The sequence below is a fragment of the Tumebacillus amylolyticus genome (assembly GCF_016722965.1).
GTDB classification, from domain to species: Bacteria; Bacillota; Bacilli; order Tumebacillales; family Tumebacillaceae; genus Tumebacillus; species Tumebacillus amylolyticus.
On the sequence record NZ_JAEQNB010000008.1, the window covers coordinates 14891 to 41890 of the forward strand.

Consider the following 27000-nt stretch of genomic DNA (forward strand, 5'->3'; position numbering starts at 1 on the left):
CACTAGAAACGATTTTGTCAGCATAAATCTCGAAACGTTTACATACAGGAAGGATGAATTTTCCATGTTGGACCCTAAACTTCTGCGCAACGAACCGGACCGTGTTCGTCAGGCGCTGAACAACCGAGGCGAATCGACCGAGGCGCTCGACGAGTTCCTCGATCTGGACAAGCGCCGCCGTGAACTGCTCGTGGAAGTCGAGCAACTGAAAGCCCGCCGCAACGCCGTTTCCCAAGAAGTTGCCAAGATGAAAAAAGCCGGCGAGAACGCCGACCACATCATCACCGAAATGCGCGAAGTCGGCGACCGCATCAAGGAACTCGACGAAGAACTCCGCACCGTCGAAGAGCGCACCCACCATCTCTTGCTCGTCATCCCGAACATGCCGCACGAATCGGTGCCGCAGGGTCTGACCGAAGACGAGAACGTCGAGATCGCACTTTGGGGCGAACCGCGTCAATTCGATTTCGAACCGAAACCGCACTGGGAGATCGCGTCTGAGCTTGGCATCATCGACTTCGAAGCGGCCGCCAAGATCACGGGCGCACGATTTGCTTTTTACAAGGGCGCAGGTGCTCGTCTTGAACGTGCCCTGATTTCCTTCATGCTCGACATCCACACCACCGAGCACGGCTACACCGAAGTGCTCCCGCCGTTCATCGTCAACCGTGCGTCGATGACGGGCACCGGCAACTTGCCGAAGTTCGAAGAGGACGCGTTCAAACTCAAGGACACCGACTATTTCCTCGCGCCGACGGCAGAAGTTCCGGTGACGAACTACTACCGCGACGACATCTTGTCGGCCGACCAACTGCCGGTGTACTTCGCAGCGTACACCCCGTGCTTCCGCTCCGAAGCGGGCTCGGCGGGCCGCGATACCCGCGGTTTGATTCGTCAGCACCAGTTCAACAAAGTCGAGATGGTCAAGTTCGTTGCGCCGGAGACGTCCTACGACGAGTGGGCGAAACTCGTGCGCGATGCGGAAACCATCCTGCAACGCCTGAACCTGCCGTACCGCAAGCTCGACATGTGCTTCGGGGACCTCGGGTTTGGCGCTGCCAAGAAAAACGACCTCGAAGTCTGGTTGCCCGAAGCGAACACCTACCGCGAGATTTCGTCCTGCTCGAACTTCGAAGATTTCCAAGCGCGCCGTGCGAACATTCGCTACCGTCCGGAAGCGGGAGCGAAGCCGGAGTTCGTGCACACGATCAACGGTTCGGGTCTTGCGATCGGTCGTACCGTGGCGGCGATTCTGGAAAACTACCAACAAGCAGACGGCTCTGTAACGGTGCCGGACGCACTCGTTCCGTACATGGGCGGACTGACCAAGATCGCGAAGCCCCAATAATGAACGTTGCAACCCCCTCCTGTTGAGGGGGTTTTTTGGCAAGAAGGAAGAGGAGAGGGAATTTAGACATGACGATGAGACAACGCCTCGTCTTCTGGATCATCCTCGCCGTGGCGCTTGGCTTGCGGCTGTGGATGATCTTCGCGCTCGGGGACAAGTTGATGACAGTCTACGATGACAAAATGTACGTGCAGAGTGCGGTGCGGTTGCTGGAATCGGGGACGTTTACGTTTGGCAGTTATATCGACCAACCGACGGTGTTCATCCCGCCGCTGTTCCCGTTGGTGCTGACGGGGTTGTTTGCGATCTTCGGTTCCGGTGAAATCGGACTGACAGTGGCGCGGATTTGCGTGGCGCTGATGGGCGTGGGGTCGTTGGCGCTGGTCGTAAGGCTTGGCGGGATGTTGTTTGGACGGATGAATTTGCAGTCCCAGGGAGAATGGTTCGGATCGCGGTCCGTGGTGGATGCGGGAGAGTCGGGAGTCGGGATCAACGCCGGGCTGATTGCGGCAGGCGTCCTTGCGGTGTACCCGCCGTACATCTTGGCGAACTGCGCGTTGCTGACGGAGACGATGTTTACGCTTTTTGCGCTGTGGTTTTTCATTCGCTTGTTCCGGGCCGTGGAGTCGAAGCAGTGGCGCGATTTCGTGATTGCGGGGCTTCTGCTCGGATTGGCGACGTATGCGCGACCGACGATTGCGTTGTTGCCGATTGCGGTGGGTTTGTATCTGTGGTTCCGCCGCGATTTTCGCTTCAAGCAGGCGTTTTTGGTGGGGACGGTTTTGGTGGCGATGTTGTTTGCGGTGTTGAGTCCGTGGATTGTGCGCAATTATGTGGACTTCCACCTCTTTATCCCGCTGACGAAGGCGAGTGGGAATCCTTTTTTGACGGGCACGTACATCAACCACGACGTCTGGGCGAACGGACACGACGAAGAATTCAAAGACTATCCCAAAGGATGGAAAAAAGTCCCCGGAGATCTGCTCGCCACGGATGACCTCCTCATGGCGAAGGGCAAGCAGCATTTGAAGGAGCAGTTCCAGCAGAACCCGTGGGCGATGGTGAAATGGTACACCTACGGCAAATTCAAAGCCTACTGGGACGGAACTTTCGACTGGGCGGATTTGCTCAAGCCGTGGAAGGGATCGTTGCAAATCTTGCATCGCATCCTGCTCGCTCTCTCGCTGGTCGGTTTGCTCTGGGCGTTCAAACGACGCGAGACGTATGCGTGGATGATGGCGTTGTGGATGGCGTATTTTACAGCTTTGCACATGGTCTATGTGACGAGTCCGAGGTACGCGTTGCCGTTGCTCCCGTTCGTCTTTTTGTACGGAGCGTATGTGTTTGTGAGAAAAAACCCTTCGCGATGAGGCGAGGGGTTTTTTCTTTTTTTCGACAAGGACACCCATAAGGGACAAGAAGTACCCGTATTGTCTAAGCAGAAAAGCACAACACAGACAAAAGGGGATGCCACCAAAATGAAAATGACGAAAAAACTTCTGACTTCTTCTGCACTGATCGCTGCATTGGCGCTTGCGCCGGTTGCTGCGTTTGCAGACGGGCAGACGAACACCACCACTTCTACGACGACGAGCGGAACTGCGACGACGACGACAACTGCCGATGAGGTACAGCCGGGCATGACGCCGGATTCGTTTTTCTACTTCTTTAAGCAGTTGGCACGCGACATCAACTTGATGGTCACGTTCAACGATGACAAGAAAGCCGACTTGCTCCTCCAATACGCGAACGAAAAAGCTGCTGAACTGAAAGCTCTGTCCGACAAGGGCGTGACGAAGTACGACGAAGAGCAAATGAAGCAGATCGAAGACCTCCTCACGCAAGTCAACACCATGATGGATGAAAAAGAAAAAGAAAAAGAAACCCAAACCCAGACTTCCACAGATACCACGACCGGAACGGAAACCACGGGCACTGAAACGAACGGTTCGACGACGGCGGACACAACAACGGCCGACACAACCACGACCACCCCGACGACGACCACCCCGACGACGACCACCGAGACTACGCAAGACGAAGCACAGCAAATGGGCCCGGAACATGCACTTCTCGTTCTGCAATCTCTCTTGGACAAGCTCCCGGAATCCGGCCGCAAGGGTGTCGAGAACGCCATCAAGCACCTTGAGAAAAACATCGAGAAGCACAAAAAGCACAAGCACCAAGACGAGCAAGACACCCAAGGCGATGACGAGAACAACGCAGAAACCACGACTCCGACCGAAACGGGCACTACGGACAGCACGACCACTCCGAGTGAGACGACGACGGCTCCTACGACGAGCACGAGCGTAGAGGCGACCACGACCAGCACCACCACGACGGGTACGGTCGAAAGCACCCCGACGACTCCGGCCCCGACCATGCCGGTCATCGACGAAGCGAAACCCACCGTCCAAGCCAAAACCACCACCGAGCACCATGACAACGGCAACCACTACGGCTGGGACAAGCAACAAAACCGTGATCACAATCAAGGCGACGACCACAACGAACACGGCAAAAACAAGTAACATCTAAGCAAAAACGCGAACAACCCTCGCAACCTGTCAGAAGCAAGACAGCTTGCAAGGAGTGAAGGCTCCTCCCGACCGTGGGAGGACCTTTTTTTATGAGGAAATGATGAGCATGGGGAGGCATGCCCCTGTTCAGCTTCTTCACCGGACGCAAAGCTCCCACCACGTAAAAAAAGCATCGGCCCCGCATGTGCGGGACCGATGCTTTTTACTACCTGCTATCTTCACGTAATCTGGATTCATTGGTAAAATTGAAACAGACAAGAGTGCGGTGGACCGCCGCGGTGACATCCCTTCAGAGAGGGGGTGATCGCCCTGGCAACGATTGCAACGCTTTATGCAATCCTGAAAGTTACGGGAACTCTGCTGGGCCTTTGGTTCAGTAGCAGAAAACTGTACCGATGGGTTCGTAGAAAGCTGTTCAAACGGAAACCACCGCTCAAAGGTTAGGCGACCTACGGTGGGTTTTGCTTTGCTTTACATGTAAGGTAATTCTCGCACCGCGGTTGTCCACCGACTCTTTGTCCAAAGAACTCTAGCTGTTGGCGCAGCTAGGGTTCTTTTTAGTGTACGCTCGTTGATACCCTTATGATACCAACTCTCCCGCACTCCTTGCAAGTTCCCACCAAAAAAAGCACCGGCACAATCCCGATGCTTTCTCTCCAAAAACCTACGCGCGCACGCGGCGGTTGTTCTGCGAAATTCGTTGCGAGATTTTCTCCAGCACATGGTGGATCGAATCGCGGTCCTGCACAACATCATACTCGTTGATGTTGATGCGAATGACCGGGCACGCCGTGAAGTTGTTGATCCAGTCCTCATAGCGGCGGTACATCTCTTCCCAATACGAAGTGTCGGTGTTCTGCTCCATCGGACGACCGCGCTCCTTGATGCGCTCAATGACATCCTCGAAACTGCCTTCCAGATAAATCAGCACATCCGGGTGCGGGAAGTACGGCGTCATCACCATCGCTTCAAACAGCGAGGTATACGTCTCGTAATCGGTCGTGCTCATCTTGCCTTGCTCAAACAGCATCTTGGCAAAAATCCCGGTGTCCTCATAGATCGAACGGTCTTGCACAAACCCGCCGCCGTATTCAAAGATCCGCTTCTGTTCTTTGAAACGCTCGGCGAGGAAGTAGATCTGCAAGTGGAAGCTCCACTTCTCAAAATCGTTGTAAAAGAGGTCCAGATACGGGTTGGTGTCTACTTTCTCCAGCGACGTGCGGAAGCCCAAGGTCTCGGCCAGCGCCATCGTGATCGTGGACTTGCCAACGCCAACCGTACCGCCGATGGTAATCACCGCGTCGCGCGGAATTCCGTAGCGGTCGAGAACGTCGATATTAGGCATGTGAGCGTTGCTCCTTTGTAAGAATTCCATCGATTTGGTCAAAGATGTATTGGAGGTCCCCCGGATTCTTCACAAAATCCAGCTTGTCCCCATCGAGCTGCAGCACCGGAACATCAGGGTTCGCCAGGCGGTAGCGGGTGAGGAACAACTCATAATCATCGCGCAAGTGGCGGATGTAGTTCGGGTCCATGTTCGTCTCAAATTCGCGGTTGCGCTTGGCAATGCGGCCCATAATCGTCTCCACACTCGCCGTCAGATGGATGATCAACGTGGCTTTGGGCATGTCTGAGGTCATAATGTCATAGATCTTCAGATACTTGTCCAATTCACCCATATGCAACGTCCGATGCGCAAAGATCGTGTTCTTGAAGATGTTGTAGTCGGAAACGACAGAACGGTCTTGCTTCAAATAGTCATTCGAGATATCGGCCAATTGCTTGTAACGATTGCACAGAAAAAACATCTCGGTCTGGAAGCTCCACTCCTCGATGTTTTCATAAAAACGGCCAAGGAACGGGTTTTCCTCGACGATCTCTTGCAGCAGTTGAAAACCGTATCGTGCGGCGATCGCTCGCGCCAAAGACGTTTTCCCGATCCCGATCGGCCCTTCAACTGTGATGAACTGGGTTGGCGACATCGAAGTCCCTCCTGCACATTACTAGTCAGAGTTGCATTGTATCATAGTTTTGATCCTCAATCGAGTTGAATCGTAACTTGTAGAAGTTTGTTGTATAATGAGGTTCGAGATAGATTGTAAGGCAGAGAGGGGAACTTTACCATGAGTCCAAGTGCTCTTTTTTCCGCGGGCGTGATCCTTTTCGTGATCTGCGTTGTCATTCAGTACCTGGCTTTTCACCGCGCTGCGTTTGGCCGCGCGATGTTTATTACCGTCGCGATGTTTTTCTTCACCGGGTTGGTGTACATCTCGCCGGACGCACCGCGTGTGCTGGTTTGGATCATCTTCCTCTTGACCTGGGCGTACACGCTGTTCATGACGGTCTACGCGTGGAGCCGCATGAAAGGTCGCAAGGGCAGAAAGTAGTTTTTTTTACAAAAGTCGCCACTTGCGAAAGAGGCGGCTTTTGTGTAGTATTAGAGACGTTCCGGAGTGGTGGCCGAGCTGGCCGAAGGCGCTCCCCTGCTAAGGGAGTATACTGGAAACAGTATCGAGGGTTCGAATCCCTCCCCCTCCGCCATCAAGTGAACTCCGACGCTTTGCGTATGGAGTTCTTTTTGCACCCGTAGCTCAGGTGGATAGAGCGGTCGTTTCCTAAACGACGTCTTGGGGGGGTTCGAATCCCTCCGGGTGCGCCATACTATTCGTAAGATGTGACGCAATGGATGGAGGAGCTGTTCGTGCGGGAAGTTCGGGATCATGAGTTCTTCATGCGAGAGGCGATGCGCGAAGCGGAGATTGCCGGTTCCTACGGCGAAGTTCCGATCGGTGCCGTCGTCGTTCGCGAGGGCGAAATCATCGCCCGCGGACACAACATGCGGGAGATGTGGAAGGACCCGACGGCCCACGCCGAACTGATCGCCATCCGCGAAGCAGCCCGCGTAACAGGGGGCTGGAGGTTGACAGGCTGTCAGCTTTATGTTACATTGGAGCCGTGTCCGATGTGCGCCGGGACTGTTTTGTTGTCCCGTGTAGACGAAGTGATCATCGGTGCGATGGACCCCAAGGGTGGGGCTGTCGGATCGAAAGTCAACTTCGTGGAGACGGACGATTGGAACCACCGGCCGACCGTGATTCGCGGGGTGCTGGCGGAGGAGTGCAGTCTGATGCTGAAGGATTTTTTCCGCAAGCTGAGACGCAAGTAAGTTTTGATTGCCTATACGGAGAGATGTCTGAGTGGCCGAAAGAGCTCGCCTCGAAAGCGAGTGGGCCTTAACGGGTCCCGTGGGTTCGAATCCCACTCTCTCCGCCACTTTACTTTTTTACAACCTTCATGGAGAGATGTCCGAGCTTGGTCGAAGGAGCACGATTGGAAATCGTGTAGGCGGGAAACCGTCTCAGGGGTTCGAATCCCCTTCTCTCCGCCATGAGAAAGTTTGTCGTGCTAGATGGGGCAGTAGCGGCGCCTTGTAACCCGCGAATCCGCTATAGCGGGGTCGATGTTCGGCTGAGGGGCTTCCTTGGAGAGTTTGAAGGTGAGCACGTGGTGTTGAGGATTGGGTCCTGCGCAACGCAACCTCCTGAACCGTGTCAGGTCCGGAAGGAAGCAGCACTAAGGGAATCGTTGCGTGTGCCGCAGGATCGCCTGGTCTGAGCTAACGACTCAACTTCGCTTTCCCCGGGGTTTCGAAGCCGGATGCACGGCTACAAGTTTATACCGAAGTAGGGAGAACAGACCTGTGCCTTGTCCGCACGGGTCTGTTTTTTTGATTTATTTTAAGTAAAAATACAGTTCGACAGGAACAGACAGCGTTCACCGAAGGATTCGACAGATGAGTAGCAGAACTTTCCATGTAAAGAGTGCGTGGAAGGGGGTAGACCGCGTGATGACGAGACAATCCTCAGCATCTGGTGAACAGGGATTGAGTTTAGAGGGCCTTGCGATCGAAGCGTACCGGGATGGAGTGGTGGCGCTCGATCTTGAACTCAACGTCTTGGCCGCAAACGGAGCGGCAGTCGAACTGCTCGCAGGAGACGCCGAGGGGTTGGTGTTTCCGTGTGAGCTGGATTCGTTTGTGCTGCCCGTGTCCCACGAGTACGACTGGTTGCAGGAGATGGTGCGGGAGCGCATCTGTTACCGCAACCATGTGGTGCGGGTGATGCGAAACGGCAAGGAGCGCACGTTGCTCGCGGACAGCTACTTTTTGCGTGGATCGGACGGGGAGAACGCGGGGTTGGTTCTCTTTTTGAAGGACATTGGGAATTTGGTGTCGCTGGAGCGGCAAGTGCATCACCATGAGAAGCTCGCGACGGTCGGCAAGATCGCGGCGGGCGTTGCGCACGAGATTCGCAACCCGCTGACGTCGATCAAAGGGTTTCTGCAGATGATGCGCCATGAGTTGGAGCGGCAAGGGATGGAGAAGGAACACAGCTACACGACCGTGATGCTCTCGGAGATTGAGCGCGTGAACGGGTTGGTCGGCGAATTGCTGCTGTTGTCCAAACCGAGGGAGTTGAAAATGGAAGACTTGGAGGTCGAGGAGTTGATTACGGTGATTTCGCCGTTGATCTCCAGCGAATCGATCTTGCACAACATCGAGTTCTCGATGCAGTTGGAGCCCGTACCGCCCGTGTATGCGGATCGGGAGTTGTTGAAGCAGGTGTTGTGGAATTTGATCAAGAACGCAATCGAAGCGATGTCTGAGATGGACGGCGGCAAGTTGATCATCAGAAGTTCGTTCCAAGAGCGGGACGGTTTGGTGCGCATCGACATCCGAGACAGCGGCCCGGGGATTCCACACTACATGCTGGACCGAATCTTCGACACCTTTTTCACCACCAAGGATACCGGCACCGGCCTCGGTCTCCCGATCTGCCAACGCCTCGTCAACGACCTCGGCGGGAAAATCCAAGTCACCTCCAAGGGCTACGGCACCACCGTGTCGGTGCTGTTGCCGGGGTTGGCTTTGTGAAAAAAAACGGGATTGCTCACGTGGAGCAGTCCCTTTTTTTCTATGTAAGATCGCGCTTTTGATTTCGAACTTGAACTATGATACTCTTTAGAATGAACATCTATGGACATGGAAAGGAGGGGTTCGCTGACTATGGGTTACGTTGCGCTGTATCGGGAATGGCGACCCCAACTTTTTCGAGATATTGTGGGTCAGGAGCATGTGACGCGGACGTTGCAAAACGCACTGCGCCAGAATCGCATCGCCCATGCGTACCTCTTTAACGGACCGCGCGGCACGGGGAAAACCTCGGCTGCGAAGGTTTTATCAAAAGCGATCAACTGTGAACGAGGCCCCGCCGAGGAGCCGTGCAACGAGTGCCACGCTTGTATCGGCATCACCAAGGGCTCCATCATGGACGTCCTCGAAATCGACGCCGCTTCCAACCGGGGCGTTGATGAAATTCGCGACCTGCGCGACAAAGTCAAATTCGCGCCGACCGAAGTGCGCTACAAGGTCTATATCGTCGACGAAGTACACATGCTGACAACGGAGGCCTTCAACGCGTTGCTCAAAACGCTCGAAGAACCGCCGCCGCACGTCATGTTCATCCTCGCGACCACCGAACCGCACAAACTGCCCGCCACGATCATCTCGCGTTGCCAACGCTTCGATTTCCGCCGCATCATGGGGCGTCAGATCGTCGACCATATGCAATCCATCGCCGATGAGAAGGGCGTTCAAGTCGAGGAAGAAGCCCTCTGGCTCATCGCTCGCGCTGCAGAGGGCGGGATGCGCGATGCGCTGTCGATCTTCGACCAAGTGATCTCGTTTGGCGGAGACGGCGTTCGTGCAGACGACATCATCGCAATGGTCGGCTCGATTTCGTCTGAAATTCTCGCTGACATTGCACGTGCCGTCGCACAACGGAACCCTCCCGCAGTTTTGGGGCACATCGGCACCCTCATGGACAACGGCAAAGACGTCGTCCAACTGATGCACGACTTGGTCACGTACTTCCGCGACTTGCTGATGATGAAAACGGTCCCGCATCTGGAGGAAATCCAAGACCGCGCCAACTACGACCGACAGTTTGCCGACGTGGCGGGGTTGTTCGAAACGCCCCTGCTCATTCAGATGATCGAGCAGATGACCCACGTGCAAAATGAACTCAAATGGCAGTCGCAAGGCCGCCTGTTGCTCGAAATGCTGATGGTGCGCCTCTGCAACATCCAGTCGATCGAGCCGGAAGACCTGCTCAAACGCATTCAAGAACTGGAGTCAAAAATCGCCGGCGGCGCTCCGCTTGGCGGCAACTTCGGCGGGGCCCCGCAAGCCCCGGCCCAAGTGCCGCAAGACATCTTGCGCCGACTCGCCGAACTCGAACACCGCGTTGCGTCCGGAGGTGGGACGAGCCATGCAGCAACTCCCGCCCCGCACCAACCGTCGAGACAGGCTCCTTCTCATACTCCTCGTGACGAAGCGCCTGTTGCGCCCGTCTCGAAACCGCAAGTTCAAGCTCAATCGCAACCCGCAGCACCTGCTCCAACCCCGGAACCTGCCCGTCCGGCTCCGAGTGCTTCGACTCCTTCTGCATCCGCCTCTCTCGACAAGATCGTCACCGCTCCGAACCCGGAAGCGTTGGCGCACGTCCAGACTTATTGGCCCCGCGTGCTCGAAGAAGTGAAGAAGCAAAAAATCACCGCCCAAGCTTGGCTGCTCGCAGGCAATCCGGTGGCGGTGTCCAACGGTTTTATCATCGTCGCTTTCAAGTCTCCGATTCACAAAGAGACGATTATGAAACCGATTCACAAGGAAATCATCGACGCCGTGTTCACCCAACTGATGAACGGCACGCCGAGTCAGCTCTACGCCGTGATGGAAACCGACTGGGAACGCTTCACCCCCACGCTCGCCACCCTTGCGACGGTGGGATCGGAACCGAAGCAGGAGGAGGCTCCAAGCCCGGAGGCAACTCCTGCCGAAGAGTCCCCGACTTCGAACCCGTCAACGCCGCAGCAGCACGACGATTCGGCGACTGAAAGTGCCCCGACTCCGCCGCCCATCGCGGTGGACAAAATCGACGATCTCGTCGAAAAAGCCAAGTATCTCTTCGGACCCGAGCATGTAACGGTTCTGGAGTAACATATTCTAGCATGAGGTGAAACTTCCATGAAAAACATGCAACAACTGATGAAGCAAGCACAAAAAATGCAAGAGCAAATGATGAAGGCGCAAGAAGAACTCGGCACCAAAACGGTAGAGGGCACCGCGGGCGGCGGCGTCGTCTCCATCGTGGTCAGCGGCCACAAGCAAGTTCAATCCGTGACCATCAAGCCGGAAGCGGTTGACCCGGATGACGTCGAAATGCTCCAAGACCTCGTACTCGCTGCGATCAACGAAGCGATGAAAAAAGTCGACGAGATGACCCAATCCGAAATGGGCAAGTACACCAAAGGCATGAACATGCCGGGCCTGTTCTAGGAAGCGGAGACCTCTCCCGATGCTGTTCTACCCGGAAGCGATCTCCAACCTCGTCGACGGTTTCAACCGTCTGCCGGGGATCGGGCCGAAGACCGCTCAGCGGCTCGCGTTCCACGTTCTGAGCATGAAGGAAGACGACGTCATGGAGCTGGCGAAAGCACTGGTCAACGCCAAGCGTCATCTCCACCATTGCTCCGTTTGCTGCAACATCACCGACATTGACCCCTGCCGGATCTGCAACGACCAATCCCGCCGCCGCGACATTCTCTGTGTCGTGCAAGAAGCCAAGGACGTCGTTGCGATGGAGAAGACCCGTGAATTCAACGGGCTCTACCACGTCTTGCAAGGCGCGATCTCCCCGATCGAAGGCATCGGCCCGGACCAGATCCGCATCGCCGAATTGCTGCGCCGTTTGCAAGACCCGGAATTGGAAGTCAACGAAATCATCATGGCGACCAACCCGAACATCGAAGGAGAAGCGACCGCGATGTACCTCTCCCGCCTGCTCAAGCCGGTTGGGATCAAGGTTACGCGCATCGCAGCAGGTCTCCCCGTCGGCGGCGATCTCGAATACGCCGACGAAGTCACCCTCTCCAAAGCCCTCGAAGGCCGCCGGGAAATTTAATACGTTTTTAAAAAAAGACCACTCTTCCCTTGGGAGGAGTGGTCTTTTTCATGTATACTAAATCTTGGATAAACCTCAGACTTACAGCATAACGAAGGAGTGTCGAAAACCAGTGAAAAAGTGGATGCTTCCCCTCACGACCCTGACAGCGACCGCCGTGTTGCTCGGTGTAACGCCGACGACCGCAACGCTTGCCGATACACCGCAAGAGATCAAAGTTTTGATGAACAACAAAGTCATTGCTTTCCCCGATGCGAAGCCGTTCGTCGATGAAAACGACCGGACGATGGTGCCGGTGCGTTTCGTCGCGGAGAGCATGGGGGCGACGGTTGATTGGATGCCGAATACGCAATTCGTGGTGATCAAATTGCCGGGCAAGGACATCCGTATGCGCGTTGGCGAAACCAAAGCGAGCGTCAACGGCGCCTCCGTCATGCTCGACACCAAGTCGGTGATGACCAACGACCGCACCTACGTCCCGCTGCGCTTCGTCAGTGAAAACCTCGGTGCCGACGTCAAATGGGACGCTCCCAACAACGCGGTACTGATCACCTACAAAAACCCGACCAACAACGGCGGTGGTGGCGGAATCCCGACCCCCGCCGACCCTGGCTACCTGATCGACGCCGCCGCCAAAGGAACCGACCTCTGGGGTCGCCCGGTCCGCACCACCAACCTCCCCAAAAACGCCGCCGACTTCCCGTACATCCTCCAAGACGTCCCCAACGAGATGTACGAGATGCAATATGCGAAAAATGTTCTTGAAGACCGACCGTTTGAATCGACTAAACAGTTATCGAACGAGTTTAAAGAAGTATTCCGTAAAGAAGAACTCGATAAATGGGATGCTCTCATCAGAAAGTTCTATGGATTGGTACTGAATGTTGATTGCCATACCATTACTAACGATTGGGAGAACCAAATTGCAGAGGCACACGGTGGACTCAAGCCCTTTAACTTGCATGGGTATGTTGATTGGGTAAAAAGCAATCAAATTCAAATTCAAGGTTCTGTAGAACCAGAGTCTACGATGACTTACAGCCAAAATGGAATGTGGTATGTTCGCACGAAAATCAAATATCAGGTCTTGCATTACAATGAAAAAAAGAAAGTTCTGTACGATGCTTTATACAATCTTCCGCCTTGTGAAATGGGTGTCTTGTACACTGGTTATGTGGACGTTCCGATATATGTTGGGCTGATGGATGATAAAACTCCCTACACTCGTTTTGTAGACCATAACGCTACACTGCAAGAACACAGTTGGATCGTTCCAGCTACGAATTAGGTGGGATTTGCCAAATGGCACATCTTAAAAGAGTTCGCAGACTTTGCCTAGTCTTCTTAGTACTTCTTTTCATTATTGGCAGGGCCTTTTTTCCAAATACAGCAGAAGCCGACCCGTTGGTTTACGCGCTAGTGGAGCCCAGCGCTCCTGACTTTTGGGGCTTTAACATGACAGATCCAAAAGGGGGTAATAACAACACGTATTATCTCACCACTGGTTGGGTGGTCAATCTAAACATAACTTGTACCGGGAGCTTAAATCAAAATTGCGACCCTCTATCAGGGCCGCACGTAATAATGGAGGAGAATCGAAAAGTAGAGTTTGATGCGAAAGAGGACAAGAGCGCTGGTAATGTGACAACGTATTTTCGTGTCAACATCGATCAAGTGAACGAGGCTTTGAAATCAATTGGTTATGGTGGCTATATTTACACCCATCACGTGTACCTCAATTCAATCTTTCACATCTACCACCCACAAACGGGAGAGATTGAGTCCAAAGCCTACTACTCCCCCCAAGACATCTTCGGCGCGGCCGCTTGGCAGGCGATCGGAACCATGGGCCAGTACTACGACATCGAAACTCCCATCTCTCCCGTAAAAGTAGACGGCATGTGCTTCCTCTCGGACGGTACCACCGTCCCGTGCAACAACAGCAGCACCGTCGTCAGCGGCTACTACGTCAACCACATCAAACCGGGCTCCCTCCACGTCGGGGACACGGCCAGTTTCTCCTTTCAAAACCAAATCACGTGGAACGGCAACGACTACGTGCTCTACCAAAGCTACATCACCCCCTTCGACAACTGGGACCAGCATGACAGCGTCGTGGACGGCAACGACCCACTCACCCGCAACATCACAGCAGACCCCGGCGGCAACAAAATCGTCGGCATGTACAAGCCCAAATCCACCGTCTCCGTCACCGGCATCATCGACGGCCCGACCGAAGCGGACTCCAAAGCGACCGAAGTCGACGGAACTTTCTCTTTTGATGCAATCTCCAAAGGCGCAGACTTGAGCAAGTACGAAATCACCAACACCGTCAACTGCTACTTCGTCAAAACCAGCGACAAAAACGGCCCCCTCTCCGGCAAATCGGACGGACGAGGCGGCCTCCCGATCAAGATCCAACTCAGCGGCGCCGCCAGCACCAAAGCCTCGATCACGATCAAAGCGTACGACGTCAACAACGGCACCGACCAAACCACCGCCGAGCACACCGTCGTCCTCTTCAACGCCCCCGCCCCCGCAGAATCAGGCGGTGGCCGAGATGTAGACCCCAACTCAACCGGCAAGATCGGAGCCGATCCCGTTCCGGGCGGCACGACAGATAAATTCAACGTCACCCAAGGCATCCCGACCCACGAAACTCTCTACACCCAAGCAGGCGGCAAACGCTACCTGTACGACTATCACTACCAACAAGTCAGCAAGACCAAAGACTACCCGATCACCGTCCAAAAAACGTTCCATCTCACCTGGGAAGAGGAAGTGGAAACGGGCACCGACCCTGACGGCAATCCAATAACAGAATGGCAGCCCAGAGAAGACACCCAAGTCATCTCCCAGCCCTACACGATCAAGCGAAACTACTCCTACTGGATGGTGGACTCCCTCAACGTCTTCAAAATGTCCTACGCCACGATGGACAACTACGCGCTTCCGGGCACCGTCACCATGTACCCACAGACTTACAACGCGCCGTCCGTCGTCGCAGATCACCACGCAGACGAAGCGTGGCATCTCACCGAACCGAAATACCCAAATCCCTACATGATTCCCGATGTCGAGGAAGTCTCCGGCGGGCAGAACGGCAAACCCAACCCGCCCACCGAAGATTGGCGTGGCGATGCAGAAAAACAAATCTTGAAAATCAAAGTCCGCAACGACGACTTCTCCTTCGACAACCTGCCCCAAAAGCGCATGGACAGCGCATGGCAGGACGAAACCACGCAAAAACCGCTCGACATCCCGGCACCTGCACAGTACACAGACGCAGACCGGAAGTTCTACCAAAACCATCTCTACATCGACACGTACAAAATCAACAAGCTCCTACAACCAAGTTCCGGAAACGTCCATTACACTCCCACCGGCACCACGATCCCGGGTTCCGCTCCCGACGTCGTGGACAACATCGACAACATCAACCCCGTCACCGTCCACACTCCGACCGTGGCGTACTTTGAAGTCGCCGACGACCGCCCGCACAACCAGATGACCGTACCGGATACGACCCGCCGTTCCCTGATCTTGACCCGCGATTTCAAGGTCTTCGTCCCAACGAACGGCCAGCACCAAACCTACCAGAACTACGGCAACCGCGACTACGCCGAGTACATCGCTTCACGCCAAGTCTGGTTCCCGTTTGACGTCTACATGGACAAGCAATGGAAAAAAGCCGGCCAGTGGCTGACCATCCCCAAAGCCTACCAAGAATACACCTTCACTCTCCCCGTCTGGGTCAACGAAGGCGACTACGACGTCAAATTCCGTTCCCTCGCTGAAAACAGCCCGATCAAGGAAACGGACACCACGTACAACAACCCGAGCCAAGAGGAAAACCAAGCGAACCTGAATCTCGCACACCACATCGCGACCAAAGTCCTCCCCGTGAAAGTCATCGGGCGCCTCTTCGACTTCAAAATCACAGACGTCGCCGACTACAACTGGGAACTGGTCTTCCGCCCGGCCAAGGGAAGCCGTGACATCCTCCCGAACCGCAGCTACTGGATCGGAGACCAAGACTTCAACGGTGACAAGCGCAACCCAACCGTCGCCCCGCCGTTTGAACTCCCGCTCGGGCCGAATTCCTCACCGCTTGCAGGCTACGGGTACAACGCCGTCAAAACCGGCTATCACTTCAAATTCGACATGAAAACCGTCGGCAACATGTACGGACTTACCGACGGCGTAAGAATTACGCCGACCTTCTCGTTTGTAACCAAGGACGGCAAGACGAGATATGACAACGTAGACCTCTACTACAGCACCAACTCGAACCCCTTTATCAAAATCGGCTCCCCCGAAGACACCCAGCAACGCCAACTCGTCCTGAACACGCCGCTGCGAAATGTCACCCCCACCGAATTCACCGACACCGCGACATTTCTCTACGACCGCGTCTTCAACGACTTGGGCCGCTCGAAAGCGGGAGACCGAACGCTGTACATCTCCAACTACTTGTACAAAGCAGAGAAGCCAACCGCCATCGGCACCGCTTACTCCTGGCAACTGCTCGCGAGTGGAGTCCGCACGTTCATCGGCACGCACAACCCCGACGCGGGCGACGCTGCCCTCGCCAATGCCTCGGTCCAAAAATGGTACGGCGAATACAGCCTCCCCGCCGCCGTAAAAGTCGTGCGCTCCGGCACAGACCTCTCAAGCCAAAACTCTCTCGACGACCACTCGCCGATTTGGCTGAAAAACGGCTACATCATCGTCAACTTCAACATCGAAACGATCCAAAACGGCAACACGTCAGCTCCGCACCTCCAATACATCCACGGTCCGCTCGACAACCAATGGCACATGGAAGGCATGCGGTCGAGCTTCGCCGACGCAGACGGCAACACGTTCCAAATTGCAGACGGCGACGTCCTCTACTACCACGCCGACCAGTCCTCCTACGACGACCTCGGCACGTACGTCCCGCACTAACCACCGGATAAAAAAGACTCCGACTCTCTCCCGAGTACGGAGTCTTTTTTTCATAAGCAGGAAAACTCCCCCATAATCTAGAAAGTTTCCGAATCTTCACAAATCAAATCAGATAATAAAACGGAGGTCACCCACTTATGAAAACCAATTGGGCCAAACTCACCCTCGCCGCTCTGCTGCTGACCGGCGCGACCGCTTCGGCTGTCATCCCGCCCCAAGCTGCACACGCCGCGAACATCACGCTGTTCCGCATCTACACCGATGCCACCCACACCGCGACGCAACTCGAAGCGCAAGGCATCGACGTCTGGGAAACGCAACCGAACTTCGCCGAAGCCCCGCTGACCAGCGACCAGATCAACTGGTTGCAAGCCAACGGCTGGAGCTACACGATGAGCCGCCAAACTTCGGGGCCGGTATTTGACTCCTCCTACCACACCAACACCGCCGTCGAGCAGATCCTCGCCGACCGCGCCGCGAAATTCAAAAACATCGCCACCGTCACCACGATCGGCAACACCTTCGAAGGCCGCCCGATCCAAGTGATCAAGATCTCTTCCAACAAACTCAAATCCAGCCAGAAGTCCAAAGCGCTGTTCATCGGAGGCACGCATTCCCGTGAAATTTCGCCGCCGGAGATCATGCTGTCGAACATGGACTATCTGCTTACCAACTACGGCACCGACCCCGATGTCACCTGGATGGTCGACAACCGTGAAATCTACATCATCCCGATCTTGAACAAAGACGGCCACAACCGCGCCGAACAACTTCAAAACTGGCGCAAAAACACCGACACTCGCTGGGGCTCCGACGGCGTTGACCTCAACCGCAACTACGACGAGATCGGAACCGACGTCTGGGGCAACCCGGTTTACGGCACGTCGACCAACCCGTTCTCCATCGAATACTGCGGCCCGACCGCTTTCTCGGAACCTGAGACCGCCGCTGTGAAAAACTTCATCGATTCGGTTATGGGGCCGTCCGGCACGCCGGCCACCGTCCCGAACGGGTTTAAACTCGTCGTGGATATGCATTCCTACGGCAACGACATCATGTGGCCGTGGAACTGGACGTTCGACGTCAACCAATACGGCGCGCAAAACGACATCGCCAAGATGCAGATGATCGGCGACAAATGGGCTACCACCAACACCTATAAATCCTACATCGGCGCGAAAATGTACTACACGACCGGCGACACCACCGACTGGGCATACGGCTTCCACCGCATCCCGTCGTTCACGATCGAAGTCGGCAAAACGTTCTGGCCGACGAGCGCAGACCTGCAAACGCAGATCGCCGAGAACCGCCAACCGTTCCTCAACGGCATCAAAATCACCGACGACCCCTACGGTCGTGCCGGCGGTCCGGACTCCACAACGCTAAGCGCAACGGTCGCCAACGGACTCCTCACCGTCACCGGCTCTGCAGACGATGCCAAGTCTGGCTCCAACAAAAACAAAGGAGTCGAAGTCTTCCTCGACAACCTCGGCGCGCGCGGCACCGGAACCCAAGCGACTCTTGGCTCCTCCACCAATTCAGGCGCGATCACCTCGTTCACGGCGAAACTCCCGACGACGGGCCTTGCGTCCGGCAAGCACCTCGTACTCGTCGAGTCCCAAGACGACACCGGCGCATGGGGCGCTCCGAGCGCAACGTGGATCACCCTGCCGTAAGCAGAACCAGACCCCTTTCTTCCGAGAAAGGGGTCTTTTTTTCAACTCGACAGGCATCCTCCAACTTGGTACATTAGTCCCAGACAAACTTCGTGAACTAGGGGGACCTCGCATGACGACCGTACTCGTCACCAACGGAATGCAAAGCAAATCGCTCGCCGTCGCCCGAAGCCTCGGCAGACGCGGGAACACCGTCCTCGTCGGGGAAACGGTCCGCTTCCACTCGGCCGGTTTTTCAAAATACACGGCGAAGACTCTGGTCTACCCCGACCCGAAGCATGACCCGGAGCAATGGTTCAACTGGTTGCGCGAGACGATCATTCGGGAAAAAGTCGACGTCCTCTACCCAACGGACGACGACACGCTGGACATCGTCGTCCACCGCCAAGAGGAACTGCGCGGCCTCTGCCATCTGCCGATCCCGTCTCTGGAAAACTACTTGATCGCCAGCGACAAGGGCGAAACGATGAAACTCGCGATGAAAGCCGGCCTCTCCTGCCCGCAGACGTTTCAGCCGATCTTCGAAGACACCGTCAACCTCGACGTTCTGCGCGAACTTGCCCATAAGCTTGAGTTCCCTGTCGTCATCAAGCCCCGCATGAGCTCCGGCTCCCGGGGCATCCGCTTCGTTCAGACGATGGAGGAGTTGCTGTCACTCTATCCGGATGTTCACGCCGAATACCCGAACCCGCTCCTCCAAGAATGCATCCCGCCCGGCACGAAGTACGACGTCTGCCTGAGCTTCGATTCCGAGAACCGTCTGACAGGCTCCTTCGTGCAAAAACAGATCCGCAACTACCCGGTGTCTCGCGGCCCGAGCACCGTCCACGAGAGCGTCGAGTTCCCGGAAGCGATCCAAGAAGCGCTGCGCCTGATGGAGCATCTGCCGTGGTACGGCGTCGTGGACGTCGAATACATCCAAGACCCGCGCTCCGGGCAGTTGAAGCTGCTGGAGATCAACCCGCGCTTCTGGAGTTCCGTCCATTTGCCGATTCGCTGCGGTGTCGACTTCCCGTATCTGTTGCACCAACACGCGCTGAACCTGCCTGTAGACCCCGCGTACACGTACCAATTGGGCGTCGTAGGCCGCGCCTTGCTCCCCGGAGATACGCTTCATTACCTCAGCAACCCGAAGCGCCGCGAGATGCAGCCTTCATTCTGGGATTTCTCCACCCCGGATGACACGCTGTCCAAGGAAGACCCGATGCCCACGGTTGGATTCCTGCTCTGCGCGCTGGGATTCGCGTGGAACCCGAAGATGTGGAAATTCGTCATCTCCCGCTAAAAACAACCCGTTGCGTCCTGCAGCGGGTTGTTTTTTTTCAAATAGGTCAAAAGACTCGATTCTGACATAAAATAGAATCGACAAGGTGCAAACAAATTGGTACATTAGTCCTATCGTCAACATATACTGGAATGATTCTAAATAAAAGCACCAGAAGAATAACAGCGATATTTACTCGTTAAATATAGATAATATTGGCGTGCCGCTATGTGCTGTTTTTCATATACCGCCACGAGCTTAGATGCTACAATGAACGTACTTATGTTTAATTTGAACGAAGGGGGTGAGGGCATGTCGGATCGAATTCGAATCCTTCTCTCCACGGAGGGAACGTATCCGTATCATCAGGGTGGAGTTTCCACTTGGTGTGAGACGTTGGTACAGAAAATGGACATGGTCGATTTCGTCGTCTATGCCATCACTGCCAACCCGTTTATCACACAAAAATTCGGCCTGCCCCCGCACGCCGAGATGATCAACGTCCCGCTGTGGGGCACGGAAGAACCCAAGGAACACTTGGAGATTCCCTTTTCCAAAATCTATTTGCCCAAAAAAACGACGACCGAGCAGCAGGTGCGAGAGCGTTTTCTCCCGCTGTTCGTCGAGTTGATCAACGAGATCATCAGCGAAGTGAAAAGCCCCAAGAAGTTCGGGAATTTGCTCGTCTCGTTGTACGACTATTTCCAAGAACACGACTACAAAGTCTCGTTCAAATCGGAACTGACGTGGAGCGTGTACAAAGAGCTGATCTTGCAACTGGCCAGCCAAAAACAAAATCGGCTCAGCGAACCGGACGTCTACGGTCTGGTGCAAACGCTCGGGTGGGTGTATCGCTTTTTGAACATCGTCAACACGCCCGTTCCCGACGTCCACGTCACCCATTCCACAGCCGCCGCGTTTTGCGGCATCCCGTGCGTGATCTCCAAGATCAAGTACGGCACTCCGTTTATGCTTACCGAACACGGGGTCTATCTCCGTGAACAATATCTGGCGTTGTCGAAACAACCGTATTCGTCGTTCATGACGACATTTTTGATTCGCTTCATCCAGTCGCTTGCCACGACGAATTATGCGTATGCCGACCAAGTCTCTCCGGTCTGCTCGTACAACACGCGCTGGGAAACTCGCTTCGGCGTGCCGGAGAGCCGCATCCGTGTCATCTACAACGGCATCGACCCGAACGTTTTCGTCGAAGCACCGCCGTCCACCAACGACACGCTCACCGTCGTCATGGTCGCCCGCATCGACCCGCTCAAAGACGTGTTGACGTTCCTCGAATCGGCAGCGCTGGTCAAAAAGAAGTTCCCTGACATTCGCTTCGTCGTCTACGGATCGGTTTCCGTTCCAAGTTACTACGAGCAGTGCATGGAGTTGCATGCCGAGCTTGGCTTGGAGGACAGTTTTGTTTTTGCCGGACATACGAGCAACATGTCGGCGGCGTATTCGAGCGGTGACATCATCGCGTTGACGAGTATCTCGGAAGCGTTCCCGTATTCGGTCATTGAAGCGATGATGACCGGCAAGCCCTGTGTGGCAACCGATGTCGGGGGCGTCACCGAAGCGCTGGCCGATACGGGTCTCGTCGTGACGCCGCGCCGTGCGGACGAAGTGGCGGACGCAATCTTGCAATTGGCGAACAACCCGGAGTTGCGGATGTCGCTTGGCAAGGAAGCCCGCGAGCGGGCGTTGAACTTTTTTACATTAAACAAGATGATCGACCTGCATCTGAAAAGCTACGTCAAACTGGCGGTTCGCGCCGAAGAGCGTGTGCCGGTCGTGCGCCGTCGCGAGGAATCGCTTACCAATCAGAAGCTTCTGTTCGACAAAGGCATGGCGTTGATGGCGTGCGGACTCTACCGCGAAGCCTCTCTTCAATTCCAAGAGGCGTTGCAAATCAAGCCCAACTCGCCGATGACGCCGATGATTTTGACGGAACTCTCCACCGCTTACAACCATTTGGGCGAATACGACCAAGCGTTTTTGGAGCTGGAAAAAGCGGATGCCTTGATCCGCCTGCTCGATCTGCGCGTACAAGATAGTGCGTAACCCATTTCCCGAGATTGCGAGGAGGTCAGCATGCCGAAGATCACCAAACGTTCCGTGTGGGGCTACGCTCCCGAGTCTGTCGATCAAGTCATTCAAGAGCTGCAAACGAATCACGTAACCAAGATGAGCCAACTGCAAGAAGAACTGGCCTTCTTGACCCAATCCAACGATTCGTTGCGAGCGGAGATCGCCACTTTGCAAGAGGTGCAAAAAAACGCCGCGGACGAACGGATCGCGGCGATGTTCTGGCAAGCGCATCTCGAACAAACCCGCGAGGTGTACCAGACGCTGGAAGAAATCAAGTTGTCGGAAGAGAAGCAAGAAGAAGTGCTGGAGATGAGCCAGTTGCATCGCGAATCGGTGGTGCATCTGGTCTTGGATAAACTCAAGCAGTTGGAACTCAACTTGCAAAACCACGTGAAGGAGGGGGAGCATGGAGGAACGTCCGGAACTTAAAAGCGGAATATTTGGCCTGAGCCCCCAGAAAGTCTCAGGGTATCTGCGACAACTCAAGCATCTGCAAGAGATCGAGCGTATCGAGTTGGAGAACAAAGTCCAGCAGGCACGCGCCGAGCAAGTGCGTCTGCGCCAAGAGCGTGACGAACTGTTGCTGCAACAGCAACTGCAAGCGGAGCAGTTGTATCTCCAAGAATTGTTGCTCTCCCGTGCCAACGACGTGTTGCACGTGATGCACCAACACACCCAAGCGGAGATTGAGGGCTTGCACGAACAATTGGAGCAGAAACAAGTCGAGCATCAACGCAAAGTGACGAACATCGAACTCCAGACCGATCATTACAACGATGTCTTGAACTCGATGCTCCAAGAGTTCGGGGCGACGATGCACAAATTCACGTCGTCCTCGTTTGAACTCTTGGATGTTCTCGACAACTTCCAGCCGGAGTCGGTGACCGAAACTGTGGAACCCGAGGGAACGGCAGAAGAGGCGACCGAAGAGGTTGCAGAAGAAAAAACGGCGACTGAAGTCCCTGCATCCGCATCGTCTGCACAACCCGCTCCCGCCGTGCCCGCCGCTGAAATCAAGCACGAGAACGTCATCCAATTCAAAGCGAAGCACCAAGAACCGCAAGTCACCGCTCCGCCCCTGCAAGCCAAGGCCGCAGGAGCGGGTTCCACAGACACCAACTTCGCGTTCTGGGGCAACATCGGCTCCTACGTGTCAGGCTCCTCCGAAGAGTCGGAGTCCGTTTCGATCTCCTCCGAAACTCCCGACTGGCACCACGACGAGACCGCCCCGGCGGAGGAAACTCCGCATCTCCAACCGGAACGCGAGCCCGAAGTCGCCTACGAACCTGTGGAATCTCGCGAGTCCAGCGCCGTCTCCTCTGAAATTCTGTCCATTCGCAACCGCTACATCGTCGGCAAGATCGCCGGGGCCGACCTCCATGACGCAAACGGCCGTCTCCTCGTCTCCAAGGGGGCCAAGATCACCGAGGAAGTCGCCTCCCTTGCGGAAAAAGCGGGGAGTCTGCCCGAGCTGATCCTCAACATGAAACTGCCGGAAGCGGGAACCGACAAGTGATGGGCGGCTCCCGTCAAGAGCAGGTGCAAGCTCTGCTCCAAGAAATTCTCAAACGCAACATCGCGCCCCAAGACCGCTATGAAATCGCCGCGTTGATCGAGTCCTTGGGACTGAACGACCGCCGAGTCAGCGACTTGTACGGCGTGGAGAACGTATTCGAACTCGCCGAAGAGCTCTGGGAGATGATTCAGCAGAACATCGTCTACGCCGGCTTCTCCAAACCGGAAGAGCGGACCAAGATGCAACTCGCCATCGAGATGATCACGAGTTTTTTGCGCGGTCTGATCTTCGCTCTGCCGATGGCGATCTCCGTCGAGTCGATGCTGGTCTTGAAGTTCTCGCTCTGGTCGTATGAGTTTCTCTCCGTCGACCTCGCCACCGTCATTGCGATCGGGACGATCTTGAGTTTCCTCGTCGTCGGGGGCTTCACGCAAGCGATCGCGAGGCGGGGGTTTTTCTATCTGTTTCAGGGCTACTACAACATGGGACGACGGATCACGTTTTACTTCATCCGGTTAGGCTACATCGTCACATTCGCGTTCGGCGTCTTGGCGTACCTGTTCAACATGATCTTCAACGTGTTTCCAACCGATCTGTACTTGCTCATGGTCTTGTACTTCACGTTCTTGACCTCGATCTGGTTGTCGGTCACGATCATGTACATTTTGCGCAAGGAATTGACGTTCTCCGGTCTCATCGCACTGGGGATTTTGGTCGTCTACATCCTGTTCGAATGGATTCATCTCGACATCCTGCTCGCCCAGTTGATTTCCATCCTCGTCGTCGCGGTGCTCGGCATGCTGCTTGCGATCTACTTTTTCGTCCAGCAAGAGAAAAAGGAAGACAAAGGGATCGCGCCCAAACTGCCGCGTCTCTCGATCATCGTCTACTCGATCATGCCGTACTTCACGTACGGGTTTCTCTACTTCCTGTTCCTCTATGTAGACCGCATCATGGCATGGTCGGCGAACGACGAGTTCATGCCGTACTTCATCTGGTTTCGCGGGGAGTATGAACTGGGTCTCGACTTTGCCTTGGTGGCGCTCATGTTGCCGCTCGGGGTCTCCGAAGTCGTGGTCAACCGCATGATGCTCGACTTGGAAGCCAGTCAAAAGGGGTTCTGGGGATTTGAGACGGAGAAACTCAACCAGCACTTCAAACGCATCTACCACAAATGGCTCGGCATCATGGGGGGCACGACGCTGATCAGCGGCGTGTTGGTCATCCTCGCGATGTTCTTTTTGAACCAAGTCTATTTCCACAATTCCGGCAAGTACTTGATCTCCACGGAGCGCACGTACTTTGTCTATTTCATCGCCGTGGTGTCCTATCTGATCCTCTCCATCGGCTTGATGAACGCCGTCATCCTGTTTGCGATCTCGCAACCGAACATGGTCAACAAATCGATGCTTCCCGCCGCAGCCGTCAATGTGGTGGTTTCGTTTCTGCTCAGCCGGTGGGGGGACTATTCGTGGGCGGTGTTCGGACTGCTGCTCGGGTGCATCCTCTTCTCGGTTCTCTCGTATCTACAGGTTCGCCGCCTGTTGAACAACCTCGATTATTACGTCTACGCGGCTTCCTAGAAGGGAGGGGGAGACTTGTACGGCTCCTTTTGGAACATCGTGTATGTGTTTCTCCACATGGCCTTCGCGATCTTGCTGTTGATGGTGTGGGTGCCGAGGTTGCTGTTTTCGCTGAAAGAGAGCGTGGAACGGCCGATGGCGTACTTGCTGCGGGTGGTTTTTTTCTACATCGTCCTCGCGTACGCCCTGGTGTTGACCCAGCTCTTCGAAGTGATGGCGATCCTCGGCGTCATCTTGCTGTACGCATCGCGCGGCTATTTGAAAAAAACCGCGCAGGCCGCCCGCAACAATCTGTTCACGATGATCGGGCTGATGTTTTACGAAGCGTTGGACACCGGCTCCCAGTTGAAAAAATTCGGCAAAGACCTCGGCAAAAAAGCTCGCGCACGCCTGCGTCTCGCGTTCCAAAACAAAGGGTTCGGGAGTTGGCTTTTTGCCGGAGCTTTTGCCACGGTGTTTCTCTCCTCCGCCTTTGTCCGGTTGAGATACGCCGTCCTCGATGCCGCGCCTTCGATGTCGGACGGCTATGTGACGCTTGCGTGGATGAAGTACATCGAACAGCGCGTGTTGTTCCATGACGGCATCTATCCGCAGGGCTTCCACATGATCTTGGCGTATCTGCACAAGTTCGCCGCGGTCGATCAAATCTACATCTTGAACTGGACGGGGCCGTTCGTCGGCGTGATGATCACCTACAGCGTCTATTGGACGACTGCAAGGTGGACGAAAAACCGTTGGGCGGGACTGCTCGCGGCGGTTGCATTCGGAATCGGCGGCACGTCGTTGCACGGGGCCGATTGGGCGCGCCAAGCCTCGACGAATTCGCAGGAGTTTGCGCTGGTGTTCTTGCTCCCGTCCCTGTATTTTTTCGCGAAATACATGATGGAGGGCGAGCGGGAAGACTTGCTGACCGGCGGAGCGGGGCTGTCGATTACAGGATTCGTTCATACGCTGGTGTTTGCGTACGGAGGCATGGGGCTCGCCGTCGCGATGTTTGGCGGACTGCTGATGCGGGCACGGCCCTATCTGAAACGATTGTGGCCGATGACGATCGTCGGGGTTGTCTCCATCGTATGCGCCGTCGCTCCCTTTGGCATCGGGAAACTGTTGGGACGGGAAGTGCACAGTTCGTCGGAGGACTTCCTGTTGGAGCGGGTGCAAGTGTCGCCGCCCGACTTGCGGATCTGGGACTACATGGCGTTGGCAGGTCTTGCTGTCTTGACGCTCGCTTGGCTTCTGCGCCGCAAGCCGTTTCGGGAAAAAGGGATGGATTTCATCGCGATCCTCTTCCTCGCTGCTTCGTTTGTGATGTATTATTGGGCCCCGACGATCACGCAGAGTCTGGTCTTGGCAAGCCGGGTCAATATCTTCTGGGCGTTGACGCTGCCGATTGCCATCGGGATGGGGGTTCATCATCTGGTGGCTTGGTTGCGGTGGAACCCCGTTCGCACCACAATTCAAGCGGTGTCTGCCGCGGCCCTTTTTTCCAACTGCGTGGTCACGACGCACCTCGAAGCGATCCATCCGTACAAAATGGAATGGAAGGAAGGCGTCGAGCAATACCTCCAGATCTCGCAAGAGTACCGTCCAAAAACATGGATGATCGTCTCGCAGAGCGAGGGCTATTCGCTGGTGCTTGGCAACGGCTATCATCTCTACTTAGAAGACTTTTTGAAAAACTACGACCCCGCACTGCCGCCGCTGACTCATTTCGGATGGACAGGGCCGGACCCGGCGATCCCGCCGGATGTCTTCCTCTACCACGAGAAGCAAGTCTTTGAAGTGGACAAATCAAACAGCGTCTACACCCTGCTCGCCGAGAAATACGCCCAGCGCAAAGAGCAGAATCAACAACTCGACGCTTGGATGAAAACGTACGAGGCGGCGAACGGCAAGCCGGACGTTTTTTACGAAGACGATCATCTCGTGATCTACCACTTGCACAAGCAAGAGACGGAAGAAGAGAAGCAGCAGAAAGTCTGGGGCAAGTCCTAATGGGGCA

The 27000-nt window shown here is 55.3% G+C and carries 20 protein-coding genes, 4 tRNA genes and 1 other RNA gene; 23 read left to right on the forward strand and 2 right to left on the reverse strand.

Annotation, left to right across the window (positions count from 1 at the left end; all coding sequences use genetic code 11):
* Positions 1 to 64 precede the first annotated feature (64 nt).
* The 3 genes from serS (at position 65) to JJB07_RS20560 (ending at position 3882) form a co-directional block, all read left to right on the forward strand.
* Positions 65 to 1348, forward strand: coding sequence for a serine--tRNA ligase (serS, locus tag JJB07_RS20550; protein ID WP_201637994.1), 1284 nt, complete (start codon positions 65 to 67; stop codon positions 1346 to 1348).
* 68 nt (positions 1349 to 1416) lie between these two features.
* The gene (locus tag JJB07_RS20555) at positions 1417 to 2718 is read left to right on the forward strand and encodes an ArnT family glycosyltransferase (RefSeq protein WP_201637995.1); all 1302 of its coding nucleotides are present in this window, start codon (positions 1417 to 1419) and stop codon (positions 2716 to 2718) included.
* 108 nt (positions 2719 to 2826) lie between these two features.
* Positions 2827 to 3882 carry a DUF5667 domain-containing protein gene (locus tag JJB07_RS20560; RefSeq protein ID WP_201637996.1) on the forward strand — a complete coding sequence of 352 codons (1056 nt, stop codon included), beginning with the start codon at positions 2827 to 2829 and terminating at the stop codon, positions 3880 to 3882.
* A 673-nt stretch (positions 3883 to 4555) separates the two neighbouring features.
* On the opposite strand, the gene JJB07_RS20565 is transcribed toward JJB07_RS20560, so the two are convergent.
* Both JJB07_RS20565 and JJB07_RS20570 read right to left on the reverse strand, forming a co-directional pair.
* Positions 4556 to 5236 carry a deoxynucleoside kinase gene (locus JJB07_RS20565; RefSeq protein WP_201637997.1) on the reverse strand — a complete coding sequence of 227 codons (681 nt, stop codon included), beginning with the start codon at positions 5234 to 5236 and terminating at the stop codon, positions 4556 to 4558.
* Positions 5229 to 5873 carry a deoxynucleoside kinase gene (locus JJB07_RS20570; RefSeq protein ID WP_201637998.1) on the reverse strand — a complete coding sequence of 215 codons (645 nt, stop codon included), beginning with the start codon at positions 5871 to 5873 and terminating at the stop codon, positions 5229 to 5231. The genes JJB07_RS20565 and JJB07_RS20570 overlap by 8 nt, the downstream gene beginning before the upstream one ends.
* 141 nt (positions 5874 to 6014) lie before the next feature.
* Between JJB07_RS20570 and JJB07_RS20575 the strand changes: the two genes are divergently transcribed.
* The 20 genes from JJB07_RS20575 (at position 6015) to JJB07_RS20670 (ending at position 26993) form a co-directional block, all read left to right on the forward strand.
* Positions 6015 to 6278 carry a hypothetical protein gene (locus tag JJB07_RS20575; protein ID WP_201637999.1) on the forward strand — a complete coding sequence of 88 codons (264 nt, stop codon included), beginning with the start codon at positions 6015 to 6017 and terminating at the stop codon, positions 6276 to 6278.
* A gap of 63 nt (positions 6279 to 6341) precedes the next feature.
* Positions 6342 to 6432 (forward strand) — tRNA-Ser (locus tag JJB07_RS20580).
* A 39-nt stretch (positions 6433 to 6471) separates the two neighbouring features.
* A tRNA-Arg gene (locus JJB07_RS20585) sits at positions 6472 to 6550 on the forward strand.
* Between the two features lie 42 nt (positions 6551 to 6592).
* A complete protein-coding gene (tadA, locus tag JJB07_RS20590) occupies positions 6593 to 7057 on the forward strand; it encodes a tRNA adenosine(34) deaminase TadA (RefSeq protein ID WP_347338381.1) in 465 nt (154 codons plus the stop codon).
* A 17-nt stretch (positions 7058 to 7074) separates the two neighbouring features.
* A tRNA-Ser gene (locus tag JJB07_RS20595) sits at positions 7075 to 7164 on the forward strand.
* 23 nt (positions 7165 to 7187) lie between these two features.
* Positions 7188 to 7279: transfer RNA gene (locus JJB07_RS20600), tRNA-Ser, on the forward strand.
* A 12-nt stretch (positions 7280 to 7291) separates the two neighbouring features.
* An RNA gene (gene ffs, locus JJB07_RS20605) (signal recognition particle sRNA large type) lies at positions 7292 to 7556 on the forward strand.
* Between the two features lie 182 nt (positions 7557 to 7738).
* Positions 7739 to 8824 (forward strand): two-component system sensor histidine kinase NtrB, encoded by a 1086-nt coding sequence (locus JJB07_RS20610; protein WP_236588280.1) that lies wholly within the window; start codon positions 7739 to 7741, stop codon positions 8822 to 8824.
* Between the two features lie 132 nt (positions 8825 to 8956).
* Positions 8957 to 10948: a DNA polymerase III subunit gamma/tau gene (gene dnaX, locus JJB07_RS20615; protein ID WP_201638001.1), complete on the forward strand. Its 1992-nt coding sequence runs from the start codon at positions 8957 to 8959 to the stop codon at positions 10946 to 10948.
* Positions 10949 to 10975: 27 nt separating this feature from the next.
* Positions 10976 to 11287 (forward strand): YbaB/EbfC family nucleoid-associated protein, encoded by a 312-nt coding sequence (locus tag JJB07_RS20620; RefSeq protein ID WP_201638002.1) that lies wholly within the window; start codon positions 10976 to 10978, stop codon positions 11285 to 11287.
* A gap of 22 nt (positions 11288 to 11309) precedes the next feature.
* Positions 11310 to 11912, forward strand: a complete 603-nt coding sequence (gene recR / locus JJB07_RS20625; protein ID WP_201638156.1) for a recombination mediator RecR — start codon at positions 11310 to 11312, stop codon at positions 11910 to 11912.
* Between the two features lie 112 nt (positions 11913 to 12024).
* On the forward strand, positions 12025 to 13200 hold the full coding sequence (locus JJB07_RS20630) for a stalk domain-containing protein (protein WP_201638003.1): 1176 nt from the start codon (positions 12025 to 12027) through the stop codon (positions 13198 to 13200).
* 353 nt (positions 13201 to 13553) lie between these two features.
* The gene (locus JJB07_RS20635; protein ID WP_201638004.1) at positions 13554 to 16862 is read left to right on the forward strand and encodes a DUF5704 domain-containing protein; all 3309 of its coding nucleotides are present in this window, start codon (positions 13554 to 13556) and stop codon (positions 16860 to 16862) included.
* Positions 16863 to 16999: 137 nt separating this feature from the next.
* Positions 17000 to 18541 carry a M14 family metallopeptidase gene (locus tag JJB07_RS20640; RefSeq protein WP_201638005.1) on the forward strand — a complete coding sequence of 514 codons (1542 nt, stop codon included), beginning with the start codon at positions 17000 to 17002 and terminating at the stop codon, positions 18539 to 18541.
* A 112-nt stretch (positions 18542 to 18653) separates the two neighbouring features.
* On the forward strand, positions 18654 to 19826 hold the full coding sequence (locus tag JJB07_RS20645) for a carboxylate--amine ligase (protein WP_201638006.1): 1173 nt from the start codon (positions 18654 to 18656) through the stop codon (positions 19824 to 19826).
* A gap of 291 nt (positions 19827 to 20117) precedes the next feature.
* Entirely contained in the window at positions 20118 to 21872 is a 1755-nt protein-coding gene (pelF, locus tag JJB07_RS20650; RefSeq protein WP_201638007.1) for a GT4 family glycosyltransferase PelF, read from the forward strand.
* Between the two features lie 30 nt (positions 21873 to 21902).
* Positions 21903 to 22328 (forward strand): BAR domain-containing protein, encoded by a 426-nt coding sequence (locus tag JJB07_RS20655; protein WP_201638008.1) that lies wholly within the window; start codon positions 21903 to 21905, stop codon positions 22326 to 22328.
* On the forward strand, positions 22306 to 23415 hold the full coding sequence (locus JJB07_RS20660) for a hypothetical protein (protein ID WP_201638009.1): 1110 nt from the start codon (positions 22306 to 22308) through the stop codon (positions 23413 to 23415). Before JJB07_RS20655 ends, JJB07_RS20660 begins: the two co-directional genes overlap by 23 nt.
* Positions 23415 to 24998 carry a hypothetical protein gene (locus JJB07_RS20665; RefSeq protein ID WP_201638010.1) on the forward strand — a complete coding sequence of 528 codons (1584 nt, stop codon included), beginning with the start codon at positions 23415 to 23417 and terminating at the stop codon, positions 24996 to 24998. The genes JJB07_RS20660 and JJB07_RS20665 overlap by 1 nt, the downstream gene beginning before the upstream one ends.
* A 15-nt stretch (positions 24999 to 25013) precedes the next feature.
* Complete coding sequence (locus tag JJB07_RS20670) at positions 25014 to 26993, forward strand: hypothetical protein (protein ID WP_201638011.1); 1980 nt, start codon at positions 25014 to 25016, stop codon at positions 26991 to 26993.
* Positions 26994 to 27000: the final 7 nt, after the last annotated feature.

Coding starts and splice junctions, on each gene's coding strand:
- JJB07_RS20660 (WP_201638009.1), top strand. CDS start 22,306: ATGGAGGAACGTCCGGAACTTAAAAGCGGAATATTTGGCCTGAGCCCC.
- JJB07_RS20575 (WP_201637999.1), top strand. CDS start 6,015: ATGAGTCCAAGTGCTCTTTTTTCCGCGGGCGTGATCCTTTTCGTGATC.
- pelF (WP_201638007.1), top strand. CDS start 20,118: ATGTCGGATCGAATTCGAATCCTTCTCTCCACGGAGGGAACGTATCCG.
- JJB07_RS20565 (WP_201637997.1), bottom strand. CDS start 5,236: ATGCCTAATATCGACGTTCTCGACCGCTACGGAATTCCGCGCGACGCG.
- JJB07_RS20645 (WP_201638006.1), top strand. CDS start 18,654: ATGACGACCGTACTCGTCACCAACGGAATGCAAAGCAAATCGCTCGCC.
- JJB07_RS20620 (WP_201638002.1), top strand. CDS start 10,976: ATGAAAAACATGCAACAACTGATGAAGCAAGCACAAAAAATGCAAGAG.
- serS (WP_201637994.1), top strand. CDS start 65: ATGTTGGACCCTAAACTTCTGCGCAACGAACCGGACCGTGTTCGTCAG.
- JJB07_RS20555 (WP_201637995.1), top strand. CDS start 1,417: ATGACGATGAGACAACGCCTCGTCTTCTGGATCATCCTCGCCGTGGCG.
- JJB07_RS20570 (WP_201637998.1), bottom strand. CDS start 5,873: ATGTCGCCAACCCAGTTCATCACAGTTGAAGGGCCGATCGGGATCGGG.
- JJB07_RS20560 (WP_201637996.1), top strand. CDS start 2,827: ATGAAAATGACGAAAAAACTTCTGACTTCTTCTGCACTGATCGCTGCA.
- JJB07_RS20640 (WP_201638005.1), top strand. CDS start 17,000: ATGAAAACCAATTGGGCCAAACTCACCCTCGCCGCTCTGCTGCTGACC.
- JJB07_RS20665 (WP_201638010.1), top strand. CDS start 23,415: ATGGGCGGCTCCCGTCAAGAGCAGGTGCAAGCTCTGCTCCAAGAAATT.
- dnaX (WP_201638001.1), top strand. CDS start 8,957: ATGGGTTACGTTGCGCTGTATCGGGAATGGCGACCCCAACTTTTTCGA.
- JJB07_RS20655 (WP_201638008.1), top strand. CDS start 21,903: ATGCCGAAGATCACCAAACGTTCCGTGTGGGGCTACGCTCCCGAGTCT.
- JJB07_RS20610 (WP_236588280.1), top strand. CDS start 7,739: ATGACGAGACAATCCTCAGCATCTGGTGAACAGGGATTGAGTTTAGAG.